This window comes from Phenylobacterium koreense (genome assembly GCF_040545335.1).
GTDB lineage: Bacteria > Pseudomonadota > Alphaproteobacteria > Caulobacterales > Caulobacteraceae > Phenylobacterium > Phenylobacterium koreense.
In genome coordinates, this window is sequence record NZ_JBEPLU010000001.1 from 841,396 (window position 1) to 863,968 (window position 22,573).

Here is a 22,573-nt window from a genome sequence, read left to right on the forward strand (position 1 = left end):
AAGGACTTTCGCCATCAGGGGGGGCTTCGCGATCAGGGGGCCGTCACGATCCGCCCGCCGGCCGACACCTTCGCCCGCCGGACCGCCGCCGCGCCATTCGCCGCGCCGGCCAGTTGGGGCTGCGGGAACAGGAAGGCGCACTCCCGCGCAAAGGTCAGGGGCGCCAGCGCCCCCAGCGATCCGACCATCAGCAGGCGGTTGGAAAGGTTCAGCCAGGCGTTCTCCCGCCAGCCCAGGTCCACCGCCAGGCCAAGGCCCGCAGCCACCGCCGTCCGCGCCGCGGCCTGATAGGGCGACCAGACGACGATCAGGAACATCCAAACCGCCAGCGCCGCGCAGGCGAGCTGGCCGATCTCGCTCGGGCCGAGCTCGCCTTTCGGATGCGGGATCGGCGCGAACCCATCGGCCAGTCCGGCGGCCGCGCCGCCGACGACCAGCGCCAGCACCACGCTGGAAAACCAGCCGATCGCAAAGGCGTTGTAGACCTGCCGCCGCCCGGCCGCCTTGCGGTCGTAGCTCACCGCCTGGCCCTGGTGGCGCAGCTCGCTCCACAGCGCCTGCGCCTGGCCGCGATGCGCATGCGGCAGCCACCAGCCGAGGGTCGCCGCCGCCAGGGCGAAGTCCCGCAGCTCACGCAGCGCGAACCCCACTGGCGAGCCAGCGACCTCGAAGGACGACCCGCGCCACTCGGTCCGGCTGGCCATGTAGACGAAGGCCGCAAACCGCATGAAGCCGTGAAGGAAGCCCGCCAGCGCCAGGAAGACGACGGCCGCCGCCATGCGCCACGGCTCCAGGCTCGCGGCCAGGACGCCGGCCACCGTCAGCACGCCGCCGACGCTCAGCACACGGATCAGCCGACCCAGCAGCAGCTCCGCGCCACCGCCCTCGTAGCGGAAGGGAGCGCCGCCCAGCCGCGTGGCCCCCCAGATCCGCCGCCGCACCTCGCTGCGGCCCCAATAACCATAAAGTCCCAGGCTCGCGAGGTTCGCCGCCCACCGCCCAAACCCCAGCGGCGCGAAATCGCGCGGCTCGAGGCTCAGCTCGATCGGCAAGCTGTAGGCGCCATCCAAGGCGCCGCCCCACCGCGACATCCGCTCCCCCACGACCAATGCTCAAGCCTCTCACGGCTTGGTTGCACGCGCCAGAGGAAGCTACGCGCTCGCCCTTCCTTCAGATCGTCATCTCCGGCCGCGGGCCATCTCACCCCGTTCCCCCCTGGGGGAGCTCCCGGGGCATCCCGGCCAGGGGAGGACAGCCGCACAGGTGGAACCGCCTAACGGCGGTCCCTCTGGCGCGCTGCGCGCGCCACCTCTGCCAGTGGGGGGAGGATATCAGCGCTCAGGATCCCTTCTCCCTTTACGGGAGAGGGATTCACCCGCCCAGGGTCTCGGCGAACCGCACCGGCTCTCCGATCCCCGGCGTCGTCAGCTCGCCGTCGCGCATCACCGTCACCCCGCGGATGATGGTGGCCATCGGCCAGCCCTTGGCCTCGAAGCCGTCGAACGGCGTCCAGCCGGCGCGCGTGGCCATGTCCTCGTGCCTGATGACCCGCCGCGCCTTCATGTCCACCACGGTCATGTCGGCGTCGTAGCCCACCGCCAGGCGGCCCTTGTCGGCCATGCCGAACACCCGGTTGGCCCCATGGCTGCTCAGGTCGACGAAGCGCTCCAGGCTCAGCCGCCCCTCGTTCACATGGGTCAGCATGATCGGCACCAGGGTCTGCACCCCCGGCATGCCCGAGGGCGAGGCCGGATAGGGCCTGGCCTTTTCCTCCTTGGTGTGCGGGGCGTGGTCCGAGCCCAGCACGTCGGCGATCCCGGCGGCGATCCCGTGCCACAGGCCGGCCTGGTGGTAGGCGTTGCGGATCGGCGGGTTCATCTGGGCGTAGCCCTTCAGCCGCTCATAGGCTTCCGGCGCGGTCAGGGTCAGGTGCTGCGGCGTCACTTCGACGCTGGCCACGTCCTTGTGCCCGGCCAGGAACTCGATCTCCTCGGCGGTGGTGACGTGCAGCACGTGGATGCGCTTGCCCAGGGCCTTGGCGATCCGCACCAGGCGGTGGGTGGATTCCAGGGCCGAGGCGGCGTCGCGCACCTCCTCGTGGCTGGTCCAGTCGCCGGTCCGCGCCAGCGGCCGCCGCTCGGCCAGGCGGTACTCGTCCTCGGAGTGGAAGGCTGCGCGCCGGTTCACGTGGCGCAGCACCTGCTCGATGCCCTCGTCGTCCTGGACCAGCAGGCTGCCCGTCGAGGCCCCCATGAACACCTTGATCCCGCAGCAGCCCGGCAGGCGTTCCAGCTCGCCGAGGAACTGCGCGTTCTCATGCGTGCCGCCGACATAGAACGCGTGGTCGGTGTGCATCCGGCCCTTGGCGCGCGCCAGCTTGTCGGCCAGGGCGTCGGCGTCGGTGGTGGTCGGTTCGGTGTTCGGCATCTCGAACACCGCCACCACCCCGCCCAGGGCGGCGGCCCGCGATCCGCTCTCCAGATCTTCCTTCCATTCCAGGCCCGGCTCGCGGAAGTGGACCTGGCTGTCGATCACGCCCGGCAGGACGGTCAGGCCCTTGGCGTCGAACACCTCGCCGGCCGAGGCCTGCGACAGGTCGCCGATCTCGACGATCTTGCCCGCGCGCACGCCGACGTCGGCCTGGCCGCGGCCGGCATGGTTCACAACCTCGCCGCCCTTCACGATGAGGTCGAAGGTCTCGGGCATGGATCGTCCTGACTTGTCTTTAGGTCTTGTTGGTTTGGGCGAGCAGGTCCCTGGCCGCGGCGGTCACCCAGTCCACGGGCAGGTCCATCATGTGACAGAGCGCCTGGGAGAGCGTGGGGTCAACCTCGCGGATCTCGTCCAGGGTCCTAATGCCGCGGACCACTCGCGTGTTCTGCCCCCAAGGGGCGTAGAGCCGGTCGTCCGACGGCCCGAACAGGCCGAGCGTCGGGGTTCCGGCGGCGGCGGCCATGTGCATCAGCCCGGAATCGTTGCCGATGAACAGCCGCGCCCGCTTCAGGCAGGCATAGGTGGCCAGCAGCTCGACCTTGCCGGCCAGGTCGATGGTCCGCTCGCGGGCGATCACGCTGCGCAGGGCGCTGATCGCCCGCATGTCGTCGGGCCCGCCGACCAGCATCAGCCGGCCGCCGGCCAGCGGCCCGTCGAAGAGCTGGATCGCCACCTGGGCGAAGCGCTCGACCGGCCAGGTCTTGCCGATCCAGTTGGCCGCGGGCGCCATGGCCAGGATCGGCCCCTTGCCCGCGGTCAGCTCGTCCGCATAGGCCTCGGTGGCCGGCGAGGTGAAGATGTACGGCGCCGGCGGCTCGCCCTCGATCTTCAGCAGCCGGGCCGCCTCGATCACCTTGTGGACCGGCTCGCCGGAGGACCGCTTGAAGACCGCGCGCCGCTCCCGGCGCAGGAACTGCGAGATCGCCGATCCGCGCAGGTCGACAACCAGCCCCCAGCGGCGCTGGCGCACCTCGCGCCACAGGTTGAACCAGTGGCCGCCGTTCTTGAGCTTTTCCATCACGATCAGCCGCTCGAGGTTCGGGACCTCGGCGAACAGCGGCGCGGCGGCCTTGCCGGCGACGATGGTGAAGGTGGCGTTGGAAACCTCGTCCAGCAGGCGCTTGATCAGGCCTGACGACAGCACCGCATCCCCGATGCGGGTCGCGGTGATGAACAGAATCGGGAAGGACCCGTGCGCCATCGCCCTTGTATAGGGCTCATGCGGCTGGCGCTCTACCCGTCGAGCCCTTAACTCCTCAGCCATGGTCACCCAACCCCAGATCGCTCACCTTGCCAGCCGCGCTCTGATCGAGGTCTCAGGCGAGGATTGGCGCAGTTTCCTCCAGGGACTGATCACCCAGGACGTCGACACCCTCTCTCCCGGCCAGGCGCGGTTCGGCGCCTTGCTGAACCCGCAAGGGCGGCTTTTGTTCGATCTTTTCGTGATCGGGCGCGAAGACGGGGCCTGGCTCGACGTCGAAAAGGCCCATCGCGACGCGCTGGTCATGCGCCTGACCATGTACCGCCTGCGCGCCAAGGTCCGCATCGCTCCGGACGAGACCAAGGTCTTCGCGGCCTTCGGCGCCGATCCCGGCCAAGGTTGGGCGCCCGACCCTCGCCTGCCCGCCCTGGGCTGGCGCGCCTATGGCGACTTTGCGCCCAATGCCGACGAGGCCGCCTACGACGCCCATCGCCTCGCCCTCGGCGTGCCCGGCCCCGCCGACTGGGGCGTGGAGCAGACCTACCCGATCGAGGCCAATTTCGACCTGCTGAACGGCATCGACTTCAAGAAGGGCTGCTTCGTCGGACAGGAGACCACCTCGCGCATGAAGCGCCGCGGCCAGGTCAAGAACCGCATGCTGCCCCTGGCCTTCGATGGCCAGCCCCCCGCCCCCGGCGCTGAACTCCTGAACGGCGAGCGCCGCGCCGGCGAGGTCCTCTCCGGCCAGGGCGGCCGCGCCATGGCCCTCGTCCGCCTCGACCGCCTGGAAGGCGCCCTCACCGCCGAAGGCCGCTCCGCCACCGCCGAGGTCCCGGCCTGGCTGCCGACTTCGTCCTAGCGCCGCAAATCACGGCCGGCGCTCTGGCTCAGCCGCCCAGGAACCGCCGCAGCGCCGCCAAGGTCTCCGCCGGCCGCTCCTCGGCGAGGAAGTGCCCCGCACCCTCGATCGCCTCGCCGCGCAGGTCCTCGCACCAGGGCCGCCAGACTTCGAGCACGTCGTACCAGCGCCCGACCGCGCCCTTCGCGCCCCACAGCACCTGGGTCGGGGCGGCGATCGTCCTGACGCCCCGGTCGGCCTCGTCGGCGGCGACGTCGCAGGTGGCCCCGGCCCGATAGTCCTCGCACATGCCGCGCACCGTCTCCGGGTCGGCCAGGGCCTGCACATAATCGGCATAGGCCTGCGGGTCGAAATAGGTCGCCCCCTGCGCGATGCGGAAGGCGAAGTTCACCGGGTCGGCGGCGATGAAGTGCTCGGGGAACGGATGGGCTTGGGCCAGGAACGGCCAGTGCCAGTAGCCGAGGGCGAACCGCCGGTCGGCCAGTCGCCAGACATCGGCCGTCGGGATGATGTCGAGCACCGACAGCCGGCTCACCGCCTCCGGCGCATCCAGCGCCAGGCGATAGGCCACTCGTCCGCCGCGGTCGTGGCCGACCAGGTCGAACCGCTCGAAGCCGAGCCTCGCCATCAGCGCCCGCGCGTCCCGGGCCATCGCCCGCTTCGAGTAGGGCTCGTGGTCGTCGGTGACCGGCGGCTTGGAGCTGCCGCCATAGCCGCGAAGGTCCGGGGCGACGACCGTGAAGTCCCGCGCCAGGTCATCGGCGACCTTGCCCCACATCATGTGCGTCTGGGGGTAGCCGTGCAGCAGCAGGAGCGGCGGACCCGAGCCGCCGTGCCGGACGCGCAAGGTCGCCTCTCCGAGGTCGATGTGCTCCAGCCTGAAGCCTTCGAACGCCATGCCTTGGCCCTCTCACCGCGAGCGCGCCATCGGCAGCCCGCGCCAGGAAACCTGCCGATCTGCCGATAGCCGCGATCTCTTCGCTCTATCAACAGCTTGGAACATGGCCCTCGCGCGGCCAAGCCTGCGGCCAAGCGCCTTCTGGCCCGCAACCGGCACATTGATGCAGGAACTGGGAAGAAAACCTGCCGATAGACCCCGTGTTCGCGCCGCTTGATAGCAACCTGCCAGACCGCCAAGACTGCGCCGCATGACCGGCGAGTTGATTCGATGCGGCTGGCGCGGCATGGCCGGCGACGAGCTCTACGAGGCCTACCACGACACCGAGTGGGGGGTGCCCGAGTATGACTCCCGCGCCCTATGGGAGAAGCTTGTCCTCGACGGGTTCCAGGCCGGGCTTTCCTGGATAACCATCCTGCGCAAGCGCGAGGCCTTCCGCGAGGCCTTCGCCGGCTTCGATCCCGAGATCGTCGCCCGGTTCGGCGAGGCCGAACGCGCCGCCCTGATGGCTAATCCGGGCATCGTCCGCTCCAACGCCAAGATCGACGCGGCCATCGCCAGCGCGCGGCTCTATCTGGACATGCGCGAGCACGGCGAGGACTTCTCGCAATTCCTCTGGAGCTTCACCAACGGCCGGGTGATCCAGAACGCGTGGACCGAGATCGGCCAGGTGCCGGCCCAGACGAAGGTCGCCGAGGAAATGTCCAAGGCCTTGAAATCCAAGGGCTTCAAGTTCGTCGGACCGGTGATCGTCTACGCCTTCATGCAGGCCACCGGCTTCGTCAACGACCACCTGACCTCCTGCCACCGCCATGATCAGGTCAAGAGGCTGGCGCACTAATGCCGGACATGCTGCTCGAGTTCGCCTGTCCTGGCCCGGTCTGCGGGGTCGACGAGGCCGGCCGCGGCCCCTGGGCCGGCCCGGTCTCCGCCGCCGCCGTGATCCTCGACCCGGGCCGCGTGCCCGACGGGCTCGATGACTCGAAGAAGCTCAGCGCCAAGGCCCGCGAGGCCCTGGAGATCGAGATCAAGGCCAGCGCCGTCGCCTGGGCCGTCGGCATGGCCAGCGTCGAGGAGATCGCCGAGCTGAACATCCTGCACGCCACCGGCCTGGCCATGCGGCGCGCCGTGGAGCAGCTCTCCGTCACCCCGGTCTTCGCCCTGGTCGACGGCAACTACAAGTTCAAATTGCCCTGCGAAATCAAGACTGTGATCAAGGGCGACTCGATCAGCTCGTCCATCGCCGCAGCCTCGATCCTGGCCAAGGTCGCCCGCGACCGGCTGATGATCGAGATGGACAGCCTCTATCCCGGCTACGGCTTCGCCTCCCACAAGGGCTACCACGCCAGCGTCCACGTGGAGGCCCTGAAGACCCTCGGCCCCTGCCCCATCCATCGCCGCGGCTGGGAGCCGGTGCGCCTGGCCATGCTGGGCCAGGAGCCAGTCGGCGAGCTGGAACAGGATTGATTCCTCCCGCGCCGTTAACCAAAATCAACGGCCGTTAACCATGTTTGAAAACGTCCTCTTCACCACGGTGACTCACGATTCTTCGTCCGGACATCGAGGTAGTTCATGGGCGTTTTGGCCGACACGATTATCCAAGGGGACTGCATCGAGGAGCTGAAGAAGCTCCCTGCGAAGTCCGTCGACCTGGTCTTCGCCGACCCGCCCTACAACCTTCAGCTCGGCGGCGACCTGTTGCGCCCCGACAACTCGAAGGTCGACGCGGTCGACGACCACTGGGACCAGTTCGAGAGCTTCGCCGCCTACGACAAGTTCACCCGCGAATGGCTGGGCGAGTGCCATCGGGTGCTCAAGGACGACGGCGCTCTCTGGGTGATCGGCAGCTATCACAACATCTTCCGGGTCGGCTCGGCCTTGCAGGACCTGGGGTTCTGGCTGCTGAACGACATCGTCTGGCGCAAGACCAACCCGATGCCGAACTTCAAGGGCACCCGGTTCACCAATGCCCACGAAACCCTGATCTGGGCCGCCAAGGGCCGCGGCTCGCGCCGCTACACGTTCAACTACGACGCCATGAAGATGGCCAACGACGACGTGCAGATGCGCTCGGACTGGACCTTCCCGCTGTGCACCGGCGAGGAGCGCCTTAAGGACGAGAACGGCGCCAAGGCCCATCCCACCCAGAAGCCCGAGGCCCTGCTGCACCGGGTGATCCTGGCTTCGACCAAGCCCGGCGACATCATCCTCGACCCCTTCTTCGGCACCGGCACCACCGGCGCCGCGGCCAAGCGCCTGGGCCGCCGCTACATCGGCCTGGAGCAGGATGAGAAGTACGTGGCCCTGGCCCGCGAGCGGATCTCGAAGATCATCCCGATCGCGCCGGGCGACCTGCAGGTCACCGGCTCGAAGAAGGCCGAGCCGCGCGTGCCCTTCGGCCAGGTGCTGGAAGCCGGCCTGCTGAGTCCCGGCGACGCGCTCTACTGCCCCAAGGGCGAGCGCATGGCCCGCGTCCGCGCCGACGGCAGCCTGGTGGTCGGCGAGCTTTCCGGCTCGATCCACAAGGTCGGCGCGATGGTGCAATCGGCCCCGGCCTGCAACGGCTGGACCTACTGGCACTTCAAGTCCGACAAGGGCCTGGCCCCCATCGACGTCCTGCGCGCCAAGATCCGCTCGGCGATGCCGAGCGCCTGACGCGCAAACTGGGTCGTCATCCGCGGTCGCACCAGCGCGCCGAAGCGGGAAGCTGAAGGTTAAAGCAGGTTGGCGAGCCCGACCCGCGCAGCCTTGAGGAAGACGCTCGGCAGGGCGTCCAGGCCCGAGCGCTGGGTCCAGATCATCCCCTCCGCCTCCCCTTCGGCCCGCAGCAGGCGCAGGGTCAAGCTGAAGTGGGTGAAGACGTGGTCGACCTCGCCGACGGAACGCCAGTCCGCGCTGGCGGGCGCGGCGGCCATGGCCTCGGCGTCGCTCCAGCCGTTCGTACGCCAGTCGCTGGTGGGCAGGGCGAGCATGCCGCCCAGCAGGCCCTTGGGCGGCCGGCGGACCAGGGCCACCTGGTCGCCCTGGGTCAGGATGTAGGCTACGCCGTTGCGATGCGGCCGCGCGACCTTGGCGGCCTTGCGGGGATAGGTTTCCGGCGCGCCGCCGGCGAGGGCCGCGCAGGCGGCGGCCAGCGGGCAGCGGTCGCAGAGCGGCGCCTTGGGCCGGCAGACGGTCGCCCCCAGGTCCATCAGCGCCTGGGCCCAGTCGCCCGGTCGATCTTCGCCGACCAGTTCTCCCGCCAGGGCCTTCAGCGCGGGCTTGGCGTCCGGCAGCGGCGTCTCGACCGCGAACAGCCGAGCCATGACCCGCTCGACATTGCCGTCCACGACATTGGTGGGCAGGTCGAGGGCGATCGCGCCTACGGCCGCGGCGGTATAGGGCCCGAGCCCCGGCAATTCCCGCAACCCCGCCTCGGTATCCGGGAAGGCGCCCCCATGCTGGCCGGCCACCGCGCGGGCGCAGGCCAGCAGGTTGCGGGCGCGGGCGTAGTAGCCAAGCCCCGCCCAGGCGGCCATCACCTCGGCGTCGTCCTCGCGCGCCAGATCGAACACCGTCGGCCAGCGCTGGGTGAACTTGAGGAAGTAGGGCGCAGCGTGCGGCACGGTCGTCTGTTGCAGCATGACCTCGGACAGCCAGACGCGATAAGGGTCGGCCCGCATTCCGTCGCGGCGGGCGGCCGGCCCCACGCGCCAGGGAAGGTCGCGGGCGTTCTGGTCGTACCAGGCGAGCAGCCGGGTTCGGAGACTTTGGCGGAGGCTTTCGGGCGTCACGGGCCTTCGCTACCCCATCCTCGCTTCCGGCGGGAGCCTTGTTGTATGTTGCCCGCGAAATGGCCCGCCCTCTTCCCACCGCCGCCGAAGCCGCCGAGATCCTGGCGCGCAAGCGCACGCGGCCGCAGCGCCGGCCGCCGCCGGCCGCGGGCCGCGGGCTGACCAAGTATCTCAAGGAGCTGGACGAGAAGTTCGGCCAAGGCCCCGGCGCGCTCCAGGCCCGCTGGCGCGAGATCGTCGGCGCCGAGATCGCCAGGCGCACCGAGCCGGTGAAGCTGACCAAGTCGCGGGGCGGCGGTCCCGGCAGCCTGGAGATCCGGGTGGCCGGCGCCTCGGCCGCGCTGATCCAGCATCAGGCCCCCGAGATCGTCGCGCGGGTCAACCTGTTCCTCGGCGAAGGGGCGGTGAACAAGCTGCGGATCGTCCAGGGGCCGCTGCGCCGGAGCGCTGACGCCAAGCCTGTCCGCAAGCGGGCCGCGCCGTTGGACGCCGGCCAGGAGGCCGAGCTCGCCAGGAGCCTCGCGGACACACCCGACGGCCCTTTGAAAGCCGCATTGCTAAGCTTGGGTCGCGGCGTGCTGCGGCGGAGCAACTTGACTTGAGACGCGGCGCCACGTTCCTGCCGCCGGGAATCGGGCTTTACTCAATCATTCGGAATTCCGCAGAGGTGCAAATGCCGAACTTCAACCGTCGTCTTCTCGTCGTCGCAGCCCTGGGCGCGCTCGCCCTGGCCGGCTGCTCCAAGGGCGGCGGATCCGGCGCCGTCGACAGCGCCGACATGACCCTGGGCGACCCCAACGCCAAGGTGAAGATGGTCGAATACGCCTCGGTGACCTGCAGCCACTGCGCCAGGTTCAACCAGGAGGTCTTTCCCGAATTCCGCAAGCAGTACATCGACACCGGCAAGGTGCACTACACCTTCAAGGAATTCCTGACGCCGCCGAACGAAGTGGCCGCCGCCGGCTTCCTGGTCGCGCGCTGCGCCGGCAAGGACAAATACTTCAGCGTCATCGACGCGATCTTCAACGCCCAGCAGGAAATGTTCACCACCGGCGACATGCGCGGGGTGCTGCTGCGCACGGCGCAGTCGGCCGGCATGACCGAGCAGCAGTTCAACGCCTGCATCACCGACGAAGCGGCGCTGAAGGCCCTGAACGCCCGGGTCGAACGGGCGATCAAGGTCGACAACATCACCGCCACGCCGACCTTCTTCATCAACGGCAAGAAGGTGAAGGAAGGCGAGATGACCATGGCCGACCTGCAGGCTGCGGTCGCCGAGGCTTCCAAATAAGCCCATGCGCAAGTCGAACCGTCGTATCGTGATCTCCGCCCTGGGCGCGCTCGCGCTGCTCGGCGGTTCGGCTATCGCCGCCCCGCTGGAGGGCGACATGACCTTGGGCGATCCCAAGGCCAAGGTGCGGATGATCGAGTACGCCTCGCTGAGCTGCAGCCACTGCGCGCACTTCAACAACGAGGTCTTCGGGGCCTTCAAGAAGAAGTACATCGACACCGGCAAGGTGCATTACACCTTCCGCGAAATCCTGACGCCGCCTCGGGAACTGGCGGCGGCCGGCTTCCTGACCGCCCGCTGCGCCGGCAAGGACAAGTACTTCACCGTCGTGGACACCATGTTCCACGGCTATGAAGAGATGGCCAAGACCGGCGACGCCAGGACCAACCTGGTCAAGGCCGGTGAGGCCGGCGGTCTCTCCGAGGAGCAGATGCGGGCCTGCGTGAACGACGACGCGGCCCTCGACCAGCTCACCACTCGCGTGGCGCGCAACATCGCCGCGGACAAGGTCAGCGGCACCCCGACCTTCGTGTTCAACGGCAAGGTGGTGAAGGAGGGTCCGATGACCACCGCCGAGCTGGACGCCGCCGTCGCCGAAGCCTCCAAGCGGTAGGAGGCGCCCCCGCCCGTGCACTTCCAGAGGCTCCGTCTCTCCGGCTTCAAGTCTTTCGTCGATCCGACCGAGTTCCGGATCGAGCCAGGAGTCACGGGTATCGTCGGGCCGAACGGCTGCGGGAAGTCGAACCTGCTGGAGGCGCTCCGCTGGGTGATGGGCGCCAATTCCGCGAAGGCCATGCGGGCGGGAGGAATGGACGAGGTGATCTTTGCGGGCTCGGGCAATCGCGCCTCCCGCAACCACGCCGAAGTCACCCTGACCATCGACAACAGCGACCGCCGGGCGCCGCCCGCGTTCAACGACGCGCCAGTGCTGGAAGTCGTCCGCCGCATCGATCGCGGCGCCGGCTCGACCTACAAGATCAACGGCCGCGAGGTGCGGGCGCGCGACGTGCAACTGCTGTTCGCCGACGCCTCGACCGGCTCGAACTCGCCGGCCCTGGTGCGGCAGGGCCAGATCTCCGAGCTGATCGCCGCCAAGCCGCAGAACCGCCGCATGATCCTCGAAGAGGCGGCCGGGGTCTCGGGCCTGCATTCCCGCAGGCACGAGGCCGAGCTTCGCCTGCGGGCGGCGGAAGCCAATCTCGCCCGGCTGGACGACGTTTCCCGCGAGCTGGAAACAGCCCTCAACCGCCTGAAGCGCGAGGCGCGCCAGGCCGAACGCTACAAGCGCCTCTCAGCCGAGATCCGCGCCCTGCAAGGCGCCGTGCTCTATGCCCGGTGGGCCGAGGCCCGCGAGACCGCCGTGCGGCTGCGCGAGGAGGCCGCCGCTGCGGTCGCGGCGGTCGAGACAAGCGCCCGAGAGGCCGCGGCCAACACCACCCGCGCCGCCCAGGCCGAAGAAGCCATCAAGCCGCTGCGCGAGGCCGAAACCGTCGCCGCCGCCATCCTGCATCGGTTGGCCATCGACAAGGACCGCCTGGAGCGCGAGGGCGAGGCCTTGGCCGCCGAGGTGGAGCGCCTGACCGCCGACCTTGGGCGCATCGACGCCGACCGCGCCCGCGAGACCCAGATCGTCGAGGACGCCGACGTGGCGCTGAAGCGGATGGCCGAGGACCTCGAGGCCCTGGAGGCGGCCATCGCCGCTGCGCCGGAGCGCGCGCCGGAACTGGAGGCCGCCGCCAAGGCGGCGGAGGCCGCCCGCATCGCCGCCGACAAGGCCGTCGAAGAGCTCGCCGCCCAGGTCGCCGCCGACGAGGCGCGCCGCCGCGCCGGGGCCGCACGGGTGGACGAGGCGCAGAACCGGGTCGCCCGGACCCGCCGCGCCCTCGACCAGGCCAAGGCCGAACGCGCCCAGCTCGGTCCTGCCGTGACGCCGCAGATCGAAGCCGCCCGCGGCGAACTGGAACGGGCCGAGGCGGCGCTGGCCAGCGCCCGCGCCGCCCTGGACGTCGCCGAGGACGAACGTGGCAAGGCGAGCGCGGCCGAGGCCGAGGCGCGCGAAGCCTCGCGAAAGCAGGACGAGGTGCTGGGCCGGCTGACCGCCGAGGCGCGGGCCCTGGCCCAGATCGTCGCACAGCAGCGCCGCTCGGGCTTTGCACCGGCCCTCGATTCGCTGGTCCCCGCGCGGGGCTATGAGCGGGCCCTGGCCGCTGCGCTTGGCGACGACCTGGACGCGGCGCTGGACGCCAAGGCGCCGGCCTTCTGGGGCGGAGCCGAGACGCCGCCGGCCGCATGGCCGCAGGGCGCCGAGCCCTTGGCCCCGAAGGTGAAGGCGCCCGAGGCCCTGGCCGCGCGCCTGGCCTACATCGCCGTGGTCGGCCGCGAGGACGGGGATCGCCTGCAGAAGGGACTGCCGGCCGGCGCGCGCCTGGTGTCGGTCGAAGGCGACCTCTGGCGGTGGGACGGGTTCGTGGCCCGGGCCGACGCCCCCAAGCCGGCCGCCATCCGCATGGAGCAGAAGACCCGGCTGGCCGAGGTCGAGGCCGAGATCGAATCCCTCTCGCCCAAGGCGGCGGCGGCCAAGCGGCTCCTGCAGGAGGCCTCGGCCCGGGTTCGCGCCGGCGAAGAGGCGCTGCGGACCGCCCGTCGCGAACCGCCGGCCGCCGAGCAGAAGGTCTCCGCCGCCCGCGCCACGCTGGAAAAGCTGGACCGCGAGGCCACCCGCCGCGAGGCCCAGGCCCAGTCGCTGGACGATATGATCGCCCGCTTCGACGCCGAACTGGCCGAGGCCGAGGCGGTGCTGGCGGTGGCGATCGCCGAAACCTCCGACCACGGGGCCGGGGGCGACGGCGCCGAGCGGCTGGCCCAGGCCCGCGCGGCCGCCGGCCCGGCCCGGGAAGCTGCATCCGCCGCGCGTTCGGCGCTGGAGCTGGAAATTCGCGAACGGGACGGCCGCGCCCGGCGCCACGAGAGCCTGAAGCGGGACACCGACGACTGGACCCGCCGCGGCCGCGCGGCCGCCAAGCGCCTCGACGACCTGGCCGACAGCCGCAGCAAAGCCCAGGCCGCTCTCGACAAGGCGCATGACGCGCCCGCTTCCCATCAGGAGCGGCTCGGCAGGCTGCTGGATGAACTGGCCGCCGCCGAGGCCCGCCGCGCCCAGTCGGCCGACGCCCTGGCCCAGGCCGAGAGCGCCCGCACCGAAGCCGACCGCGCCCTGCGCGCCGCCGAGACCGCCGCCAGCCAGGCCCGGGAACTCCGCGCCTCGCTCGCCGCCAAGCTGGAAGCGGCCGACGAGCGCCTAGCCGAAATCGCTGGCCAGATTCGTGAGACCGCCCGCATCGAGCCCGAGCAGCTCGGCCGCAAGCTGGCCGACGAGGCGGTGGCGATTCCCACCGACGCCGGGGGCATGGAGGCCCACCTCTACAATCTCGAGCGCCAGCGCGATTCGATCGGAGCGGTGAACCTACGCGCCGAGGAAGAGGCGACCGAGCACGCCGCTCGCCTGGAAACCATGTTCAGCGAGCGCTCCGACCTGACCGGCGCCATCGCCCGGCTGCGCCAGGGAATCGATGAGCTGAACGGCGAGGGCCGCGAGCGGCTGCTGGCCGCCTTCGACGTGATCAACGAGCACTTCAAGGCGCTCTTCCAGGCCCTGTTCCAGGGCGGCCAGGCCGAATTGCGGCTGGTGGAATCGGACGATCCGCTGGAGGCGGGCCTGGAGATCTACGCCTGCCCGCCCGGCAAGCGCCTTTCAACCATGAGCCTGATGAGCGGCGGCGAGCAGGCCCTGACCGCCTGCGCCCTGATCTTCGGGGTGTTTCTGGCCCAGCCGGCCCCGATCTGCGTTCTGGACGAGGTGGACGCCCCGCTCGACGACGCCAATGTCGACCGCTACTGCAACCTGATGGACGAGATGCGGCGGCGGACCGAGACGCGCTTCATCACCATCACCCACAATCCGGTGACCATGGCCCGGATGGACCGGCTGTTCGGGGTCACCATGGCCGAGCGCGGAGTTTCGCAACTGGTTTCGGTCGACCTGCGGCAGGCCGAGGCCATGGCCGCTCAGTAGCCGGCCTTCCGCGGGGGAATCCCTCACATTGGCCGCACACAGGTCTTCGCCCTCGCCCCCACCTTCGCCGGACGAGTTGTCGCGACGACCAATTCTCTCGAAAAAACAAGGCGCTAAATACCACAACCCCAGCCTTGACGCACCGGACCCGCGCCTATAGGTTCCGCGCGACTTGAAGCCCCGGCCGCGGCGGGCGACGTCGTGGTCCATTAGGCCCTTCGACCCATGCCGCATCCGGACAATTCGCGCGACGAGGCCATCAGGCGCCTCGACGAAAGGGCCGCCGCGCTGCAAGAGCGCACGACCCCGAAGGTGCACGACTACGGCTCCAAGGCCGCCGGCTACGGCTATCGCCTGATGGGCGTGCTGATAGGCGGGGTCTTTGTGGGCCTGGGCTTCGGAGCTGGGGCGGACGTTCTGTTCAAGACGGCGCCCTGGGGGATGATCATCGGAGTCCTGGTGGGCTTCGGGGTTTCTATTTGGATGGCCGTTCGTTCGGCCCAGCGCATGACCGCCGAAGCGGCGAAGGAGTGGGGCCCTCCCAAGGACCTGCCTTTCGACGACGAGGACGAATAAAGGAGTTCGAGGCGGCATGGCCGACCCGATGCACCAGTTTGAGATTCACAAGGTCGTGGATCTCCCTTCGTTCAACCTGCCGGGCGTCGGCGCGATCGACATGTCGATCACCAACTCCACCGTGGCGATGCTGTCGGCCGCCGCGCTGGTGGTGCTGTTCTTCGCGGTGACCACCGCCAAGGCCGCCGTGGTGCCGGGCCGCCTGCAGGTCATCGGCGAGGGCATGTTCAGCTACATCGACGATCTCGTGACCGGGATTATCGGGGCTGAAGGCCGCAAGTTCTTCCCGTACATCCTCACCCTGTTCATGTTCATCCTCGGGATGAACATGCTGGGCATGCTGCTGATGTTCACGGCGACGTCGCAGCTCGCGGTGACCGCCTCCCTGGCCGTCATGACGATCCTGATCGTCATCATCTACGGCGTGCTGCGCAACGGCGCGAACATGTACAAGCTGTTCGTCCCGTCCGGCATCCCCTGGTACATGCTGATCCTGGTCACCCCGATCGAGATCCTGTCCTTCCTCCTGCGTCCGGTGACCCTCGCCCTTCGTCTGTTCGGCAACATGCTGGGCGGCCACGTGGCCATGAAGGTCTTCGCCGGCTTCATCATCTCCCTGGGCGCTCTGGCCGCCACGGGCGGCGTCGCCTCCCTGGCCTATGTCGCTGCAGCCCTGTCGATGGGCGGCGTGGTGGCCCTGACGGCGCTGGAGTTCCTGGTGGCCTTCCTGCAGGCCTTCGTCTTCGCGGTTCTGGCCTGCGTCTATCTCAACGACGTGGTCAACCTCGGCCATCACCACTGATCGGCCGATCACCAACTTCCAACCTCTTCAACTTTCAAACGGGACTGAAAAACTATGGACGCGGAAGCTGCTAAGTACATCGGCGCTGGCCTTGCGACGCTCGGCATGATCGGCGCCGGCGTTGGCGTCGGCACCATCTTCGGCCACTTCCTGGCGGGCGCCACGCGCAACCCGTCGGCCGCCGGCGGCCAATTCACCAACCTCATCCTCGGCGCCGCTCTGACCGAAGCCCTGGGCATTCTGGCCTTCGTGCTCGGCCTGCTCATCCTGTTCTCCTAAGCCGAAATCCGCAGGTCCCGAGGGGCGCGTCGTCATCGTCGCGCCCTGACCTGCGTTTATAAGGACGCCTAAGCCTTATGGCCGCCGAGACCCCCTCCCCTGCCGACGCCGCCGTCGCCGAGCACGGAGCTAACGCTCCGGCGGGCACGACGGAAGTCGCCGCTCATGGCGGCGGCGAGAGCGGCGGTGGGCTGCCCCAGTTCGAGTTCGAACATTGGGGCGGCCAGATCGTCTGGCTCTTCCTCATCTTCGCCGTCCTCTACATCCTGCTGGCCAAGGTCTTCATTCCTCGGCTCCGCAAGATCCAGGACGACCGTGCGGCGACCATCGCCGACGCGGTGAATCAGGCGCGCAGCGTCCAGGCCGAGGCGGAAGCCCAGGCCAAGGCCGCTCAAGCCGAGATCGACGAAGCCCGCGCCCGCGCGCGCAGCCTCGCCGTCGAAGCCAAGGCCAAGGCCGCGGCCCAACTGGCCGCCAGCCAGAAGGCCGAGGACGACCGCCTGCAAGCCAAGATGGAAGAGGCCGAAGGCCGTATCCGCGGCCTGCGTGACCAGGCCATGACCAACGTCCGCGGCATCGCCGGCGAGACGGCCCAGGCCATGGTCGAAAAGCTGACCGGTCAGAAGGTGACCGCGGCCGAGATCGACGCGGCGCTCACCGCCCGCGCGCAAGGAGCCGCCTGATGCCTGCTTTCCTCAATCCCGCGAACGCGGAGTTCTGGGTCGGCGTCGGTCTGCTGATCTTCCTGGGCATCGTGATCTTCGTGGCCAAGGCCCCGAAGGCCATCGGCGCGGCCCTGGACGCCAAGACCGCCAAGATCCAGGCGGACCTGGACGAAGCGGCCCGTATCCGTGAAGAAGCCCAGCGCCTGCTGGCTCAGCTCAAGGCCGAACGTGCCGAAGCCGAGGCCCAGGCCAAGGACATGCTGGCCCTCGCCCAGGAAGAGGCTCGTCGCTACGAAGCCGAAGCCAAGGCGAAGCTGGAAGAGAGCCTGGCTCGCCGCCAGGAGCTCGCCGAGCGCAAGATCGCCAACGCCGAGGCCCAGGCCCAGGCCGAGGTGAAGGCCGCTGCTGCGGACCTCGCCGCTCAAGCCGCCGAAGTGGTGCTGACCAAGCGCCTCGCAGGCGTCAAGACCGACCCGCTGATCGACAACGCGATCGGCCAGCTGGGCTCCAAGCTCCAGTAGACGGGTTTAGCGCCGGCGTCTGAAAAGGCGCCGGCCGCGAACCACGACGCGCAGGTTCCTGGGAACCAGGAAGCGTTCAACCTTCAAAGCCTGATGATAGGACATTGCGAGGATCTGAGGATCCTTCCGCAAGAGCCGCCTGATGGGTGAGATCACCCGCGGGTGGGCATGGTGCAGCCGCACGAACTGCCGGCGCGCCTTGAACGAATTCCGCAGGATGATCATCAGGCCGACGACGATCACCGGGATACCGCCAGGCCCCGGCAGGGGCGCGACGGCGATCCCGAGCAGAATGATCAGGAAGCCCAGGACGACCAGGCCGAAACGCACCAGCCGCCCCGCGAGGTCGCGGGTGGCGGCGTCGGTGGCGCGTTGGCCGCGCACGCTCGGCATGACGAGAGACACGTTCTTCAACCTGGCTTGAGCCCGCGCGCCACGCATGGGGAGGAGAGGCGGTCGGGCGTCACGCCGATATGAGAACCGATCACGGAGTCGTAAAGGCGATCCTGAGGTTAAATTTGGTCCACCTGCCGCCTATTCGGCCGCTAGCGGCGCCGGGGACACACCTTTGTCGTCGGAACGCCACGTAAGGCGCGGCTTCCGGGCGGCCAGGGTCTCGTCCAGGCGACGCATCGGGGCGAGATAGGGAGCGCCCTTGAAGCGGTCCACCTCCCCGGCCTTGGCCGCGCCAGCCAGGGCGATTAGCGCCTCGCAGAAGCGGTCCAGCTCCTGCTTGGGCTCGGTCTCCGTCGGCTCGATCAGCATCGCCCCGTGCACGACCAGCGGAAAGTACATGGTCATCGGGTGGAAGCCCTCGTCGATCATCGCCTTGGCGAAGTCGAGCGTGGTGACGCCGGTGCCGTCGAGCCAGCCGTCATCGAACAGCGCCTCGTGCATGCAGGGGCCTTCGGGGAAGGCCGGGCTCATCACCGACGAGAGCCGAGCCTTCAGATAGTTGGCGTTGAGGACCGCATCCTCGGCCACCTGACGCAGGCCGTCCGCTCCATGGCTCAGCATGTAGGCGTAGGCGCGGACGAACATGCCCATCTGGCCGTGGAAGGCGCTCATCCGGCCAAAGGCCTGGGCCGCTTCGCCCTCGGCTTCCTCGACCAGCTCGAAGCCATCCTCGCCGGCGACGACCCATGGGGCCGGCGCGAAGGGCGCCAGCGCCGCCGACAGCACGACCGGGCCAGCGCCTGGGCCACCGCCGCCGTGCGGCGTCGAGAAGGTCTTGTGCAGGTTGATGTGCATGGCGTCGACGCCGAGGTCGCCCGGGCGCACCCGGCCGACGATGGCGTTGAAGTTCGCGCCGTCGCAATAGAAGTAGGCGCCCGCCTCGTGGGTCAGGCGGCCGATCTCGATCACCTCGCGCTCGAAGAGGCCGCAGGTGTTCGGATTGGTCACCATGATCGCCGCCACGTCGGGCGAGAGCTTGGCGGCGAGGTCGGCGATATCGACGCGGCCGTCTTCGGTCTGGGCGATCTCGACCACCGAATAGCCGACGAAGGCGGCGGTAGCCGGATTGGTGCCGTGGGCGGAGGTCGGCACCAGCACGGTGCGGCGATGGCCCTGGCCGTTGGCCTCATGGGCCGCGCGGATCGACAGCAGGCCGCAGAGTTCGCCGTGCGCGCCGGCCTTGGGAGAGAGGGCCACCGCCGGCATGCCGGTGAGGGTCTTCAACCAGTGGGCCAGGCGGTCCATCAGCGCCAGCGCGCCCTGCACGGTCGATTGCGGCGCCAGCGGGTGGAGATCGGCGAACCCGGCCAGCCGCGCCATCTTCTCGTTCAGGCGCGGGTTGTGCTTCATCGTGCACGAGCCCAGCGGATAGAGCGCCAGGTCGATGGCATGGTTCTTCTGCGACAGGCGCACATAGTGGCGCATGGTTTCAGGCTCGGAGAGGCCCGGCAGGCCGATCGGCGCGCTACGCACCAAGTCGCCCAGGTCCGAGGCGTCCTGGTCCGCCGCCGGCAGGTCGACGCCGGTCTTGTCCCAGCCGCCCAGTTCGAAGATCAGCGGCTCGTCCTGCAGCAGGCCGCGGCCGCCGCCGAGCGAGGTATGGCCGGCGCCGCCCACGGCGCCTTCCGGACGGGTCGGGCGTCCGACATTGAGCATGGTCATTATGCGGTCCTCCCGGCGAGCGCCTGGGCGAAGGCCTTGATATGTTCCGAAGTGGTGGTCTCGGTGGCGGCGACGAGCAGGACGTCGTCCAGCCCGGCGGCCGGGTCGAGGCGCGAGAAGGGCACGCCGGCGACGACGCTGTCGGCCAGCAGGCTTTCGACGACCTGCGCCGCCTTGCCTTTCACCCGGATCGCGAACTCGTTGAAGAAGCGCGGAGTCAGCACCTCGACCCCGGCGACCGCAGCCAGGGCGTCGCACAGCTCGCGGGCCTTGGCGTGGTTGATCGCCGCCAGCTCGCGCAGGCCCCGCTCGCCCAGCAGCGAGAGGTGGATGGTGAAGGCCAGGGCGCAGAGGCCCGAATTGGTGCAGATGTTCGAGGTCGCCTTCTCGCGGCGGATATGCTGCTCGCGGGTGGAGAGCGTCAGCACGAAGCCACGGCGGCCGTCGGCGTCCACGGTCTCACCGCAGAGGCGGCCCGGCATCTGGCGGACCAGCTTTTCGCGGCAGGCGAAGAGGCCGACGAAGGGACCGCCGAAGTTCAGGCCGTTGCCGATCGACTGGCCCTCGGCCACCGCGATGTCCGCGCCCATCTCGCCCGGCGACTTCAGGAGGCCATAGGAGACCGCCTCGGTCGTCACCACGATCAATAGCGCGCCGGCGGCATGGGCGGCCTCGGCGATCTTCGTCACGTCAGTGACCACGCCGAAGACGTTGGGCGTCTGAACCACGACGCAGGCGGTGTCGCCGTCGATGGCATCCAGCACCGCGGCCTCGGCGTCGATGGCGGCGGCCTGGCGGACGATGTCCATGCCCTCGGCATGGGCGATGGTCTGGGTGGTCGCCGCGTAGTGCGGATGCAGGCCGCCCGACAGCACCGCCTTCTTACGGCGGGTGACCCGCTGGGCCATCATCACCGCCTCGGCGCAGGCCGTGGAGCCGTCGTACATCGAGGCGTTGGCCACCTCGAGGCCGGTCAGGGCCGCGACCTGGGTCTGGAACTCGAAGAGCACCTGCAAGGTGCCCTGCGCGATCTCGGGCTGGTAGGGCGTGTAGCTGGTCAGGAACTCCGACCGCTGGATCACGTGGTCGACCGTGGCCGGCACATGGTGGCTATAGGCCCCTGCCCCGCAGAAGAACGGCCCCGCCCCGGCCGGGCGGTTCATGGCCGCCAGGGCCGAGAGCTCACGCTCGACCTCCAGCTCGCCGGCGTGCAGCGGCAGGTCGAAGAGGTCGCGCCGGCGAGCGGCCTGCGGCACGTCGACGAAGAGGTCGTCGATGGTCGCAGCGCCGATGGTCGCCAGCATCTCGGCGCGATCGGCTGGGGTAAGGGGCAGGTATCTCATGCGTATTGCTCCCGCTCGGGGCCTAAGGCTTAGAGCGTGCTCAGGAAGTCTTCGTAGGCGGCGCGGTCCATCAGGCCTTCGAACTCGGCCGGGTCGGCGACCTTCAGCTTGGCGAACCAGCCGGCCGATTCCGGCTCGGCGTTCACGGTTTCCGGGGTGTCGGAGAGACCGGCGTTGCCTTCGATGACCTCGCCCGAGATCGGAGCGTAGACGTCGGAGGCGGCCTTGACGCTCTCGACCACGGCCAGGCCTTCGCCCTTCTTCACGGTCTTGCCGGCTTCCGGGACTTCGACGAACACCACGTCGCCCAGTTGCTCGGCGGCGTAGGCGGTGATGCCGATGGTGGCCACGTCCCCTTCGAGGACGACCCACTCGTGATCCTTGGTGAAACGCATCTGGGTGGTCCTCTTTCAGAGCTTGCGGACGTAGCGATGGGGAACGAAGGGCATGGCGACGACCTCGGCGGTCTGGGCCTTGCCCCTGACGATGACTTTGAGACGGACGCCGACCTGCGCGAGAGCGGGAGGCGCAAAGCCCATGGCGATCGGCTTGCCCAGGCTGGGCGAGAAGCCGCCGGAGGTGACGACGCCGATCACATTGCCGGCCTCGTCGGCGATCTCAGCGCCCTCGCGGGCCGGCGCGCCTTCCAGCACGATCAGGCCGACGCGCTTGCGCTGCGGGCCTTCGGCCAGTTCCTTGGCGATCCGGGTCGCGCCCGGGAAATCGCGGGCCTCGCGGCGCTTCTTGGCGACGGCGAAGGCCAGGTCGGCCTCGACCGGGCTGACGGTTTCGTCGACGTCGTGGCCGTAGAGCGGCAGGCCAGCTTCCAGGCGCAGGCTGTCGCGGGCGCCCAGGCCGATCGGGCGCACGCGCTCGTCGGCCAGCAAGGCGTTCCACACCCGCTCGGCTTCCGAGGCCGGGATCGATATCTCGTAGCCGTCCTCGCCGGTGTAGCCGGTGCGCGAGACGATGGCGTCGGTCCCGAAGGCGGTCATGGCCCGGGCGTCCATGAACACCATGGTCGCCGCCTCGGGCGCGTGGTCGGCGAGAACGGCGGCGGCCTTCGGGCCCTGCAGGGCCAGCAGCGCGCGATCCTCAAGGCGCTCGATACGCACCTGGCCGGCCAGCTCGGCGTCGATGACCTTGAAATCGTTGTCCTTGCAGGCTCCGTTCACGACCACGAAGAGGCCGTCGTCGTCCGGACGGGCCGCCATCAGATCGTCGATGACGCCGCCCTGCTTGTTCAGCAGGACCGAGTAGCGCTGCTTGCCCGGCTTGAGGCCGATGAAGTCGCCTGGCGTCACCTCCTCGAAGGCCGACAGCGGCGAGACCCCTCGCAGGCGCGCCTGGCCCATGTGAGAGACGTCGAACAGGCCGGCGTTCTCGCGGGTCCAGAGGTGCTCCTTCAGCACGCCGTCCTTGTACTGAACAGGCATCGAGTAGCCTGCGAACGGCACCATGCGGGCGCCAGCGGCCACATGGGCGGCATAGAGCGGGGTGGTCTTCAAATTCTCGGACAAGCGAGGACTCCGGCTGATGATCCGGCGAGCGCGCATCGGATGCGAATCCTCCGCGACGTTCGCGCCCCCGCTGTCCCTTGGCCTGAGAGATTTCAGGATCGCCGCCGGCGACCCCTTGCTCCTTCGGCGAGCCCCGGTCGCCCGGTGCTACTTTCCAGCGTT

23 protein-coding genes are annotated in these 22,573 nt (G+C 69.5%); 13 read left to right on the top strand and 10 right to left on the bottom strand.

Annotated features, from left to right (window positions below; all coding sequences use genetic code 11):
• Window positions 1–32 precede the first annotated feature (32 nt).
• From ABID41_RS04180 to ABID41_RS04190, 3 genes are all read right to left on the bottom strand, one after another.
• Complete coding sequence (locus ABID41_RS04180) at window positions 33–1,091, bottom strand: DUF898 family protein (RefSeq protein ID WP_331930259.1); 1,059 nt, start codon at window positions 1,089–1,091, stop codon at window positions 33–35.
• 280 nt (window positions 1,092–1,371) lie between these two features.
• Window positions 1,372–2,706 (bottom strand): dihydroorotase, encoded by a 1,335-nt coding sequence (locus ABID41_RS04185; RefSeq protein ID WP_331930257.1) that lies wholly within the window; start codon window positions 2,704–2,706, stop codon window positions 1,372–1,374.
• 19 nt (window positions 2,707–2,725) lie between these two features.
• Window positions 2,726–3,694 (bottom strand): glycosyltransferase family 9 protein, encoded by a 969-nt coding sequence (locus tag ABID41_RS04190; RefSeq protein WP_331930255.1) that lies wholly within the window; start codon window positions 3,692–3,694, stop codon window positions 2,726–2,728.
• 61 nt (window positions 3,695–3,755) lie between these two features.
• On the opposite strand from ABID41_RS04190, the gene ygfZ reads away from it, so the two are divergent.
• Window positions 3,756–4,553, top strand: a complete 798-nt coding sequence (ygfZ, locus tag ABID41_RS04195; protein ID WP_354297210.1) for a CAF17-like 4Fe-4S cluster assembly/insertion protein YgfZ — start codon at window positions 3,756–3,758, stop codon at window positions 4,551–4,553.
• Window positions 4,554–4,581: 28 nt separating this feature from the next.
• Here ygfZ and ABID41_RS04200 read toward each other — a convergent pair whose 3' ends face one another.
• Window positions 4,582–5,451, bottom strand: a complete 870-nt coding sequence (locus tag ABID41_RS04200) for an alpha/beta fold hydrolase (RefSeq protein WP_331927746.1) — start codon at window positions 5,449–5,451, stop codon at window positions 4,582–4,584.
• A gap of 250 nt (window positions 5,452–5,701) precedes the next feature.
• On the opposite strand from ABID41_RS04200, the gene ABID41_RS04205 reads away from it, so the two are divergent.
• The 3 genes from ABID41_RS04205 (at window position 5,702) to ABID41_RS04215 (ending at window position 8,106) form a co-directional block, all read left to right on the top strand.
• A complete protein-coding gene (locus ABID41_RS04205) occupies window positions 5,702–6,292 on the top strand; it encodes a DNA-3-methyladenine glycosylase I (RefSeq protein ID WP_331927744.1) in 591 nt (196 codons plus the stop codon).
• Window positions 6,292–6,918, top strand: a complete 627-nt coding sequence (locus ABID41_RS04210; RefSeq protein ID WP_331927742.1) for a ribonuclease HII — start codon at window positions 6,292–6,294, stop codon at window positions 6,916–6,918. The genes ABID41_RS04205 and ABID41_RS04210 overlap by 1 nt, the downstream gene beginning before the upstream one ends.
• Before the next feature lie 105 nt (window positions 6,919–7,023).
• Window positions 7,024–8,106, top strand: a complete 1,083-nt coding sequence (locus ABID41_RS04215; protein WP_331927740.1) for a site-specific DNA-methyltransferase — start codon at window positions 7,024–7,026, stop codon at window positions 8,104–8,106.
• Window positions 8,107–8,165: 59 nt separating this feature from the next.
• Here ABID41_RS04215 and mutY read toward each other — a convergent pair whose 3' ends face one another.
• The gene (gene mutY / locus ABID41_RS04220; RefSeq protein WP_354297211.1) at window positions 8,166–9,224 is read right to left on the bottom strand and encodes an A/G-specific adenine glycosylase; all 1,059 of its coding nucleotides are present in this window, start codon (window positions 9,222–9,224) and stop codon (window positions 8,166–8,168) included.
• 59 nt (window positions 9,225–9,283) lie between these two features.
• Between mutY and ABID41_RS04225 the strand changes: the two genes are divergently transcribed.
• The 9 genes from ABID41_RS04225 (at window position 9,284) to ABID41_RS04265 (ending at window position 17,430) form a co-directional block, all read left to right on the top strand.
• Complete coding sequence (locus ABID41_RS04225) at window positions 9,284–9,826, top strand: DUF721 domain-containing protein (RefSeq protein WP_354297212.1); 543 nt, start codon at window positions 9,284–9,286, stop codon at window positions 9,824–9,826.
• A gap of 71 nt (window positions 9,827–9,897) precedes the next feature.
• Window positions 9,898–10,515: a DsbA family protein gene (locus ABID41_RS04230; protein WP_331929656.1), complete on the top strand. Its 618-nt coding sequence runs from the start codon at window positions 9,898–9,900 to the stop codon at window positions 10,513–10,515.
• Between the two features lie 4 nt (window positions 10,516–10,519).
• Entirely contained in the window at window positions 10,520–11,128 is a 609-nt protein-coding gene (locus tag ABID41_RS04235; RefSeq protein ID WP_331929658.1) for a thioredoxin domain-containing protein, read from the top strand.
• Window positions 11,129–11,143: 15 nt separating this feature from the next.
• Window positions 11,144–14,587 carry an AAA family ATPase gene (locus tag ABID41_RS04240; RefSeq protein ID WP_354297213.1) on the top strand — a complete coding sequence of 1,148 codons (3,444 nt, stop codon included), beginning with the start codon at window positions 11,144–11,146 and terminating at the stop codon, window positions 14,585–14,587.
• 225 nt (window positions 14,588–14,812) lie between these two features.
• A complete protein-coding gene (locus tag ABID41_RS04245) occupies window positions 14,813–15,163 on the top strand; it encodes an AtpZ/AtpI family protein (protein ID WP_331931887.1) in 351 nt (116 codons plus the stop codon).
• Window positions 15,164–15,179: 16 nt separating this feature from the next.
• Window positions 15,180–15,965 carry a F0F1 ATP synthase subunit A gene (locus ABID41_RS04250; RefSeq protein ID WP_331931888.1) on the top strand — a complete coding sequence of 262 codons (786 nt, stop codon included), beginning with the start codon at window positions 15,180–15,182 and terminating at the stop codon, window positions 15,963–15,965.
• A gap of 54 nt (window positions 15,966–16,019) precedes the next feature.
• Window positions 16,020–16,244 carry a F0F1 ATP synthase subunit C gene (locus ABID41_RS04255; protein WP_056016592.1) on the top strand — a complete coding sequence of 75 codons (225 nt, stop codon included), beginning with the start codon at window positions 16,020–16,022 and terminating at the stop codon, window positions 16,242–16,244.
• 77 nt (window positions 16,245–16,321) lie between these two features.
• On the top strand, window positions 16,322–16,927 hold the full coding sequence (locus ABID41_RS04260) for a F0F1 ATP synthase subunit B family protein (protein WP_331931889.1): 606 nt from the start codon (window positions 16,322–16,324) through the stop codon (window positions 16,925–16,927).
• The gene (locus ABID41_RS04265; RefSeq protein ID WP_331931890.1) at window positions 16,927–17,430 is read left to right on the top strand and encodes a F0F1 ATP synthase subunit B; all 504 of its coding nucleotides are present in this window, start codon (window positions 16,927–16,929) and stop codon (window positions 17,428–17,430) included. Before ABID41_RS04260 ends, ABID41_RS04265 begins: the two co-directional genes overlap by 1 nt.
• 6 nt (window positions 17,431–17,436) lie before the next feature.
• Here ABID41_RS04265 and ABID41_RS04270 read toward each other — a convergent pair whose 3' ends face one another.
• From ABID41_RS04270 to gcvT, 5 genes are all read right to left on the bottom strand, one after another.
• Entirely contained in the window at window positions 17,437–17,835 is a 399-nt protein-coding gene (locus tag ABID41_RS04270) for a PGPGW domain-containing protein (RefSeq protein WP_331931891.1), read from the bottom strand.
• A 129-nt stretch (window positions 17,836–17,964) separates the two neighbouring features.
• Window positions 17,965–19,548: an aminomethyl-transferring glycine dehydrogenase subunit GcvPB gene (gene gcvPB / locus ABID41_RS04275; protein ID WP_331931892.1), complete on the bottom strand. Its 1,584-nt coding sequence runs from the start codon at window positions 19,546–19,548 to the stop codon at window positions 17,965–17,967.
• Window positions 19,548–20,891, bottom strand: coding sequence for an aminomethyl-transferring glycine dehydrogenase subunit GcvPA (gene gcvPA / locus ABID41_RS04280; RefSeq protein ID WP_331931893.1), 1,344 nt, complete (start codon window positions 20,889–20,891; stop codon window positions 19,548–19,550). The genes gcvPB and gcvPA overlap by 1 nt, the downstream gene beginning before the upstream one ends.
• Window positions 20,892–20,920: 29 nt before the next feature.
• Complete coding sequence (gene gcvH / locus ABID41_RS04285; protein WP_331931894.1) at window positions 20,921–21,286, bottom strand: glycine cleavage system protein GcvH; 366 nt, start codon at window positions 21,284–21,286, stop codon at window positions 20,921–20,923.
• Window positions 21,287–21,301: 15 nt separating this feature from the next.
• Window positions 21,302–22,447, bottom strand: a complete 1,146-nt coding sequence (gene gcvT, locus ABID41_RS04290; RefSeq protein ID WP_414695981.1) for a glycine cleavage system aminomethyltransferase GcvT — start codon at window positions 22,445–22,447, stop codon at window positions 21,302–21,304.
• Window positions 22,448–22,573 lie beyond the last annotated feature (126 nt).

What these genes read in the sequence shown, in the direction of transcription:
- ABID41_RS04180 (WP_331930259.1), bottom strand. Translation starts at nt 1,091, where the DNA reads ATGTCGCGGTGGGGCGGCGCCTTGGATGGCGCCTACAGCTTGCCGATC.
- ABID41_RS04185 (WP_331930257.1), bottom strand. Translation starts at nt 2,706, where the DNA reads ATGCCCGAGACCTTCGACCTCATCGTGAAGGGCGGCGAGGTTGTGAAC.
- ABID41_RS04190 (WP_331930255.1), bottom strand. Translation starts at nt 3,694, where the DNA reads ATGGCGCACGGGTCCTTCCCGATTCTGTTCATCACCGCGACCCGCATC.
- ygfZ (WP_354297210.1), top strand. Translation starts at nt 3,756, where the DNA reads ATGGTCACCCAACCCCAGATCGCTCACCTTGCCAGCCGCGCTCTGATC.
- ABID41_RS04200 (WP_331927746.1), bottom strand. Translation starts at nt 5,451, where the DNA reads ATGGCGTTCGAAGGCTTCAGGCTGGAGCACATCGACCTCGGAGAGGCG.
- ABID41_RS04205 (WP_331927744.1), top strand. Translation starts at nt 5,702, where the DNA reads ATGACCGGCGAGTTGATTCGATGCGGCTGGCGCGGCATGGCCGGCGAC.
- ABID41_RS04210 (WP_331927742.1), top strand. Translation starts at nt 6,292, where the DNA reads ATGCCGGACATGCTGCTCGAGTTCGCCTGTCCTGGCCCGGTCTGCGGG.
- ABID41_RS04215 (WP_331927740.1), top strand. Translation starts at nt 7,024, where the DNA reads ATGGGCGTTTTGGCCGACACGATTATCCAAGGGGACTGCATCGAGGAG.
- ABID41_RS04225 (WP_354297212.1), top strand. Translation starts at nt 9,284, where the DNA reads ATGGCCCGCCCTCTTCCCACCGCCGCCGAAGCCGCCGAGATCCTGGCG.
- ABID41_RS04230 (WP_331929656.1), top strand. Translation starts at nt 9,898, where the DNA reads ATGCCGAACTTCAACCGTCGTCTTCTCGTCGTCGCAGCCCTGGGCGCG.
- ABID41_RS04235 (WP_331929658.1), top strand. Translation starts at nt 10,520, where the DNA reads ATGCGCAAGTCGAACCGTCGTATCGTGATCTCCGCCCTGGGCGCGCTC.
- ABID41_RS04245 (WP_331931887.1), top strand. Translation starts at nt 14,813, where the DNA reads ATGCCGCATCCGGACAATTCGCGCGACGAGGCCATCAGGCGCCTCGAC.
- ABID41_RS04250 (WP_331931888.1), top strand. Translation starts at nt 15,180, where the DNA reads ATGGCCGACCCGATGCACCAGTTTGAGATTCACAAGGTCGTGGATCTC.
- ABID41_RS04255 (WP_056016592.1), top strand. Translation starts at nt 16,020, where the DNA reads ATGGACGCGGAAGCTGCTAAGTACATCGGCGCTGGCCTTGCGACGCTC.
- ABID41_RS04260 (WP_331931889.1), top strand. Translation starts at nt 16,322, where the DNA reads ATGGCCGCCGAGACCCCCTCCCCTGCCGACGCCGCCGTCGCCGAGCAC.
- ABID41_RS04265 (WP_331931890.1), top strand. Translation starts at nt 16,927, where the DNA reads ATGCCTGCTTTCCTCAATCCCGCGAACGCGGAGTTCTGGGTCGGCGTC.
- gcvPB (WP_331931892.1), bottom strand. Translation starts at nt 19,548, where the DNA reads ATGACCATGCTCAATGTCGGACGCCCGACCCGTCCGGAAGGCGCCGTG.
- gcvPA (WP_331931893.1), bottom strand. Translation starts at nt 20,891, where the DNA reads ATGAGATACCTGCCCCTTACCCCAGCCGATCGCGCCGAGATGCTGGCG.
- gcvH (WP_331931894.1), bottom strand. Translation starts at nt 21,286, where the DNA reads ATGCGTTTCACCAAGGATCACGAGTGGGTCGTCCTCGAAGGGGACGTG.
- gcvT (WP_414695981.1), bottom strand. Translation starts at nt 22,447, where the DNA reads ATGCGCGCTCGCCGGATCATCAGCCGGAGTCCTCGCTTGTCCGAGAAT.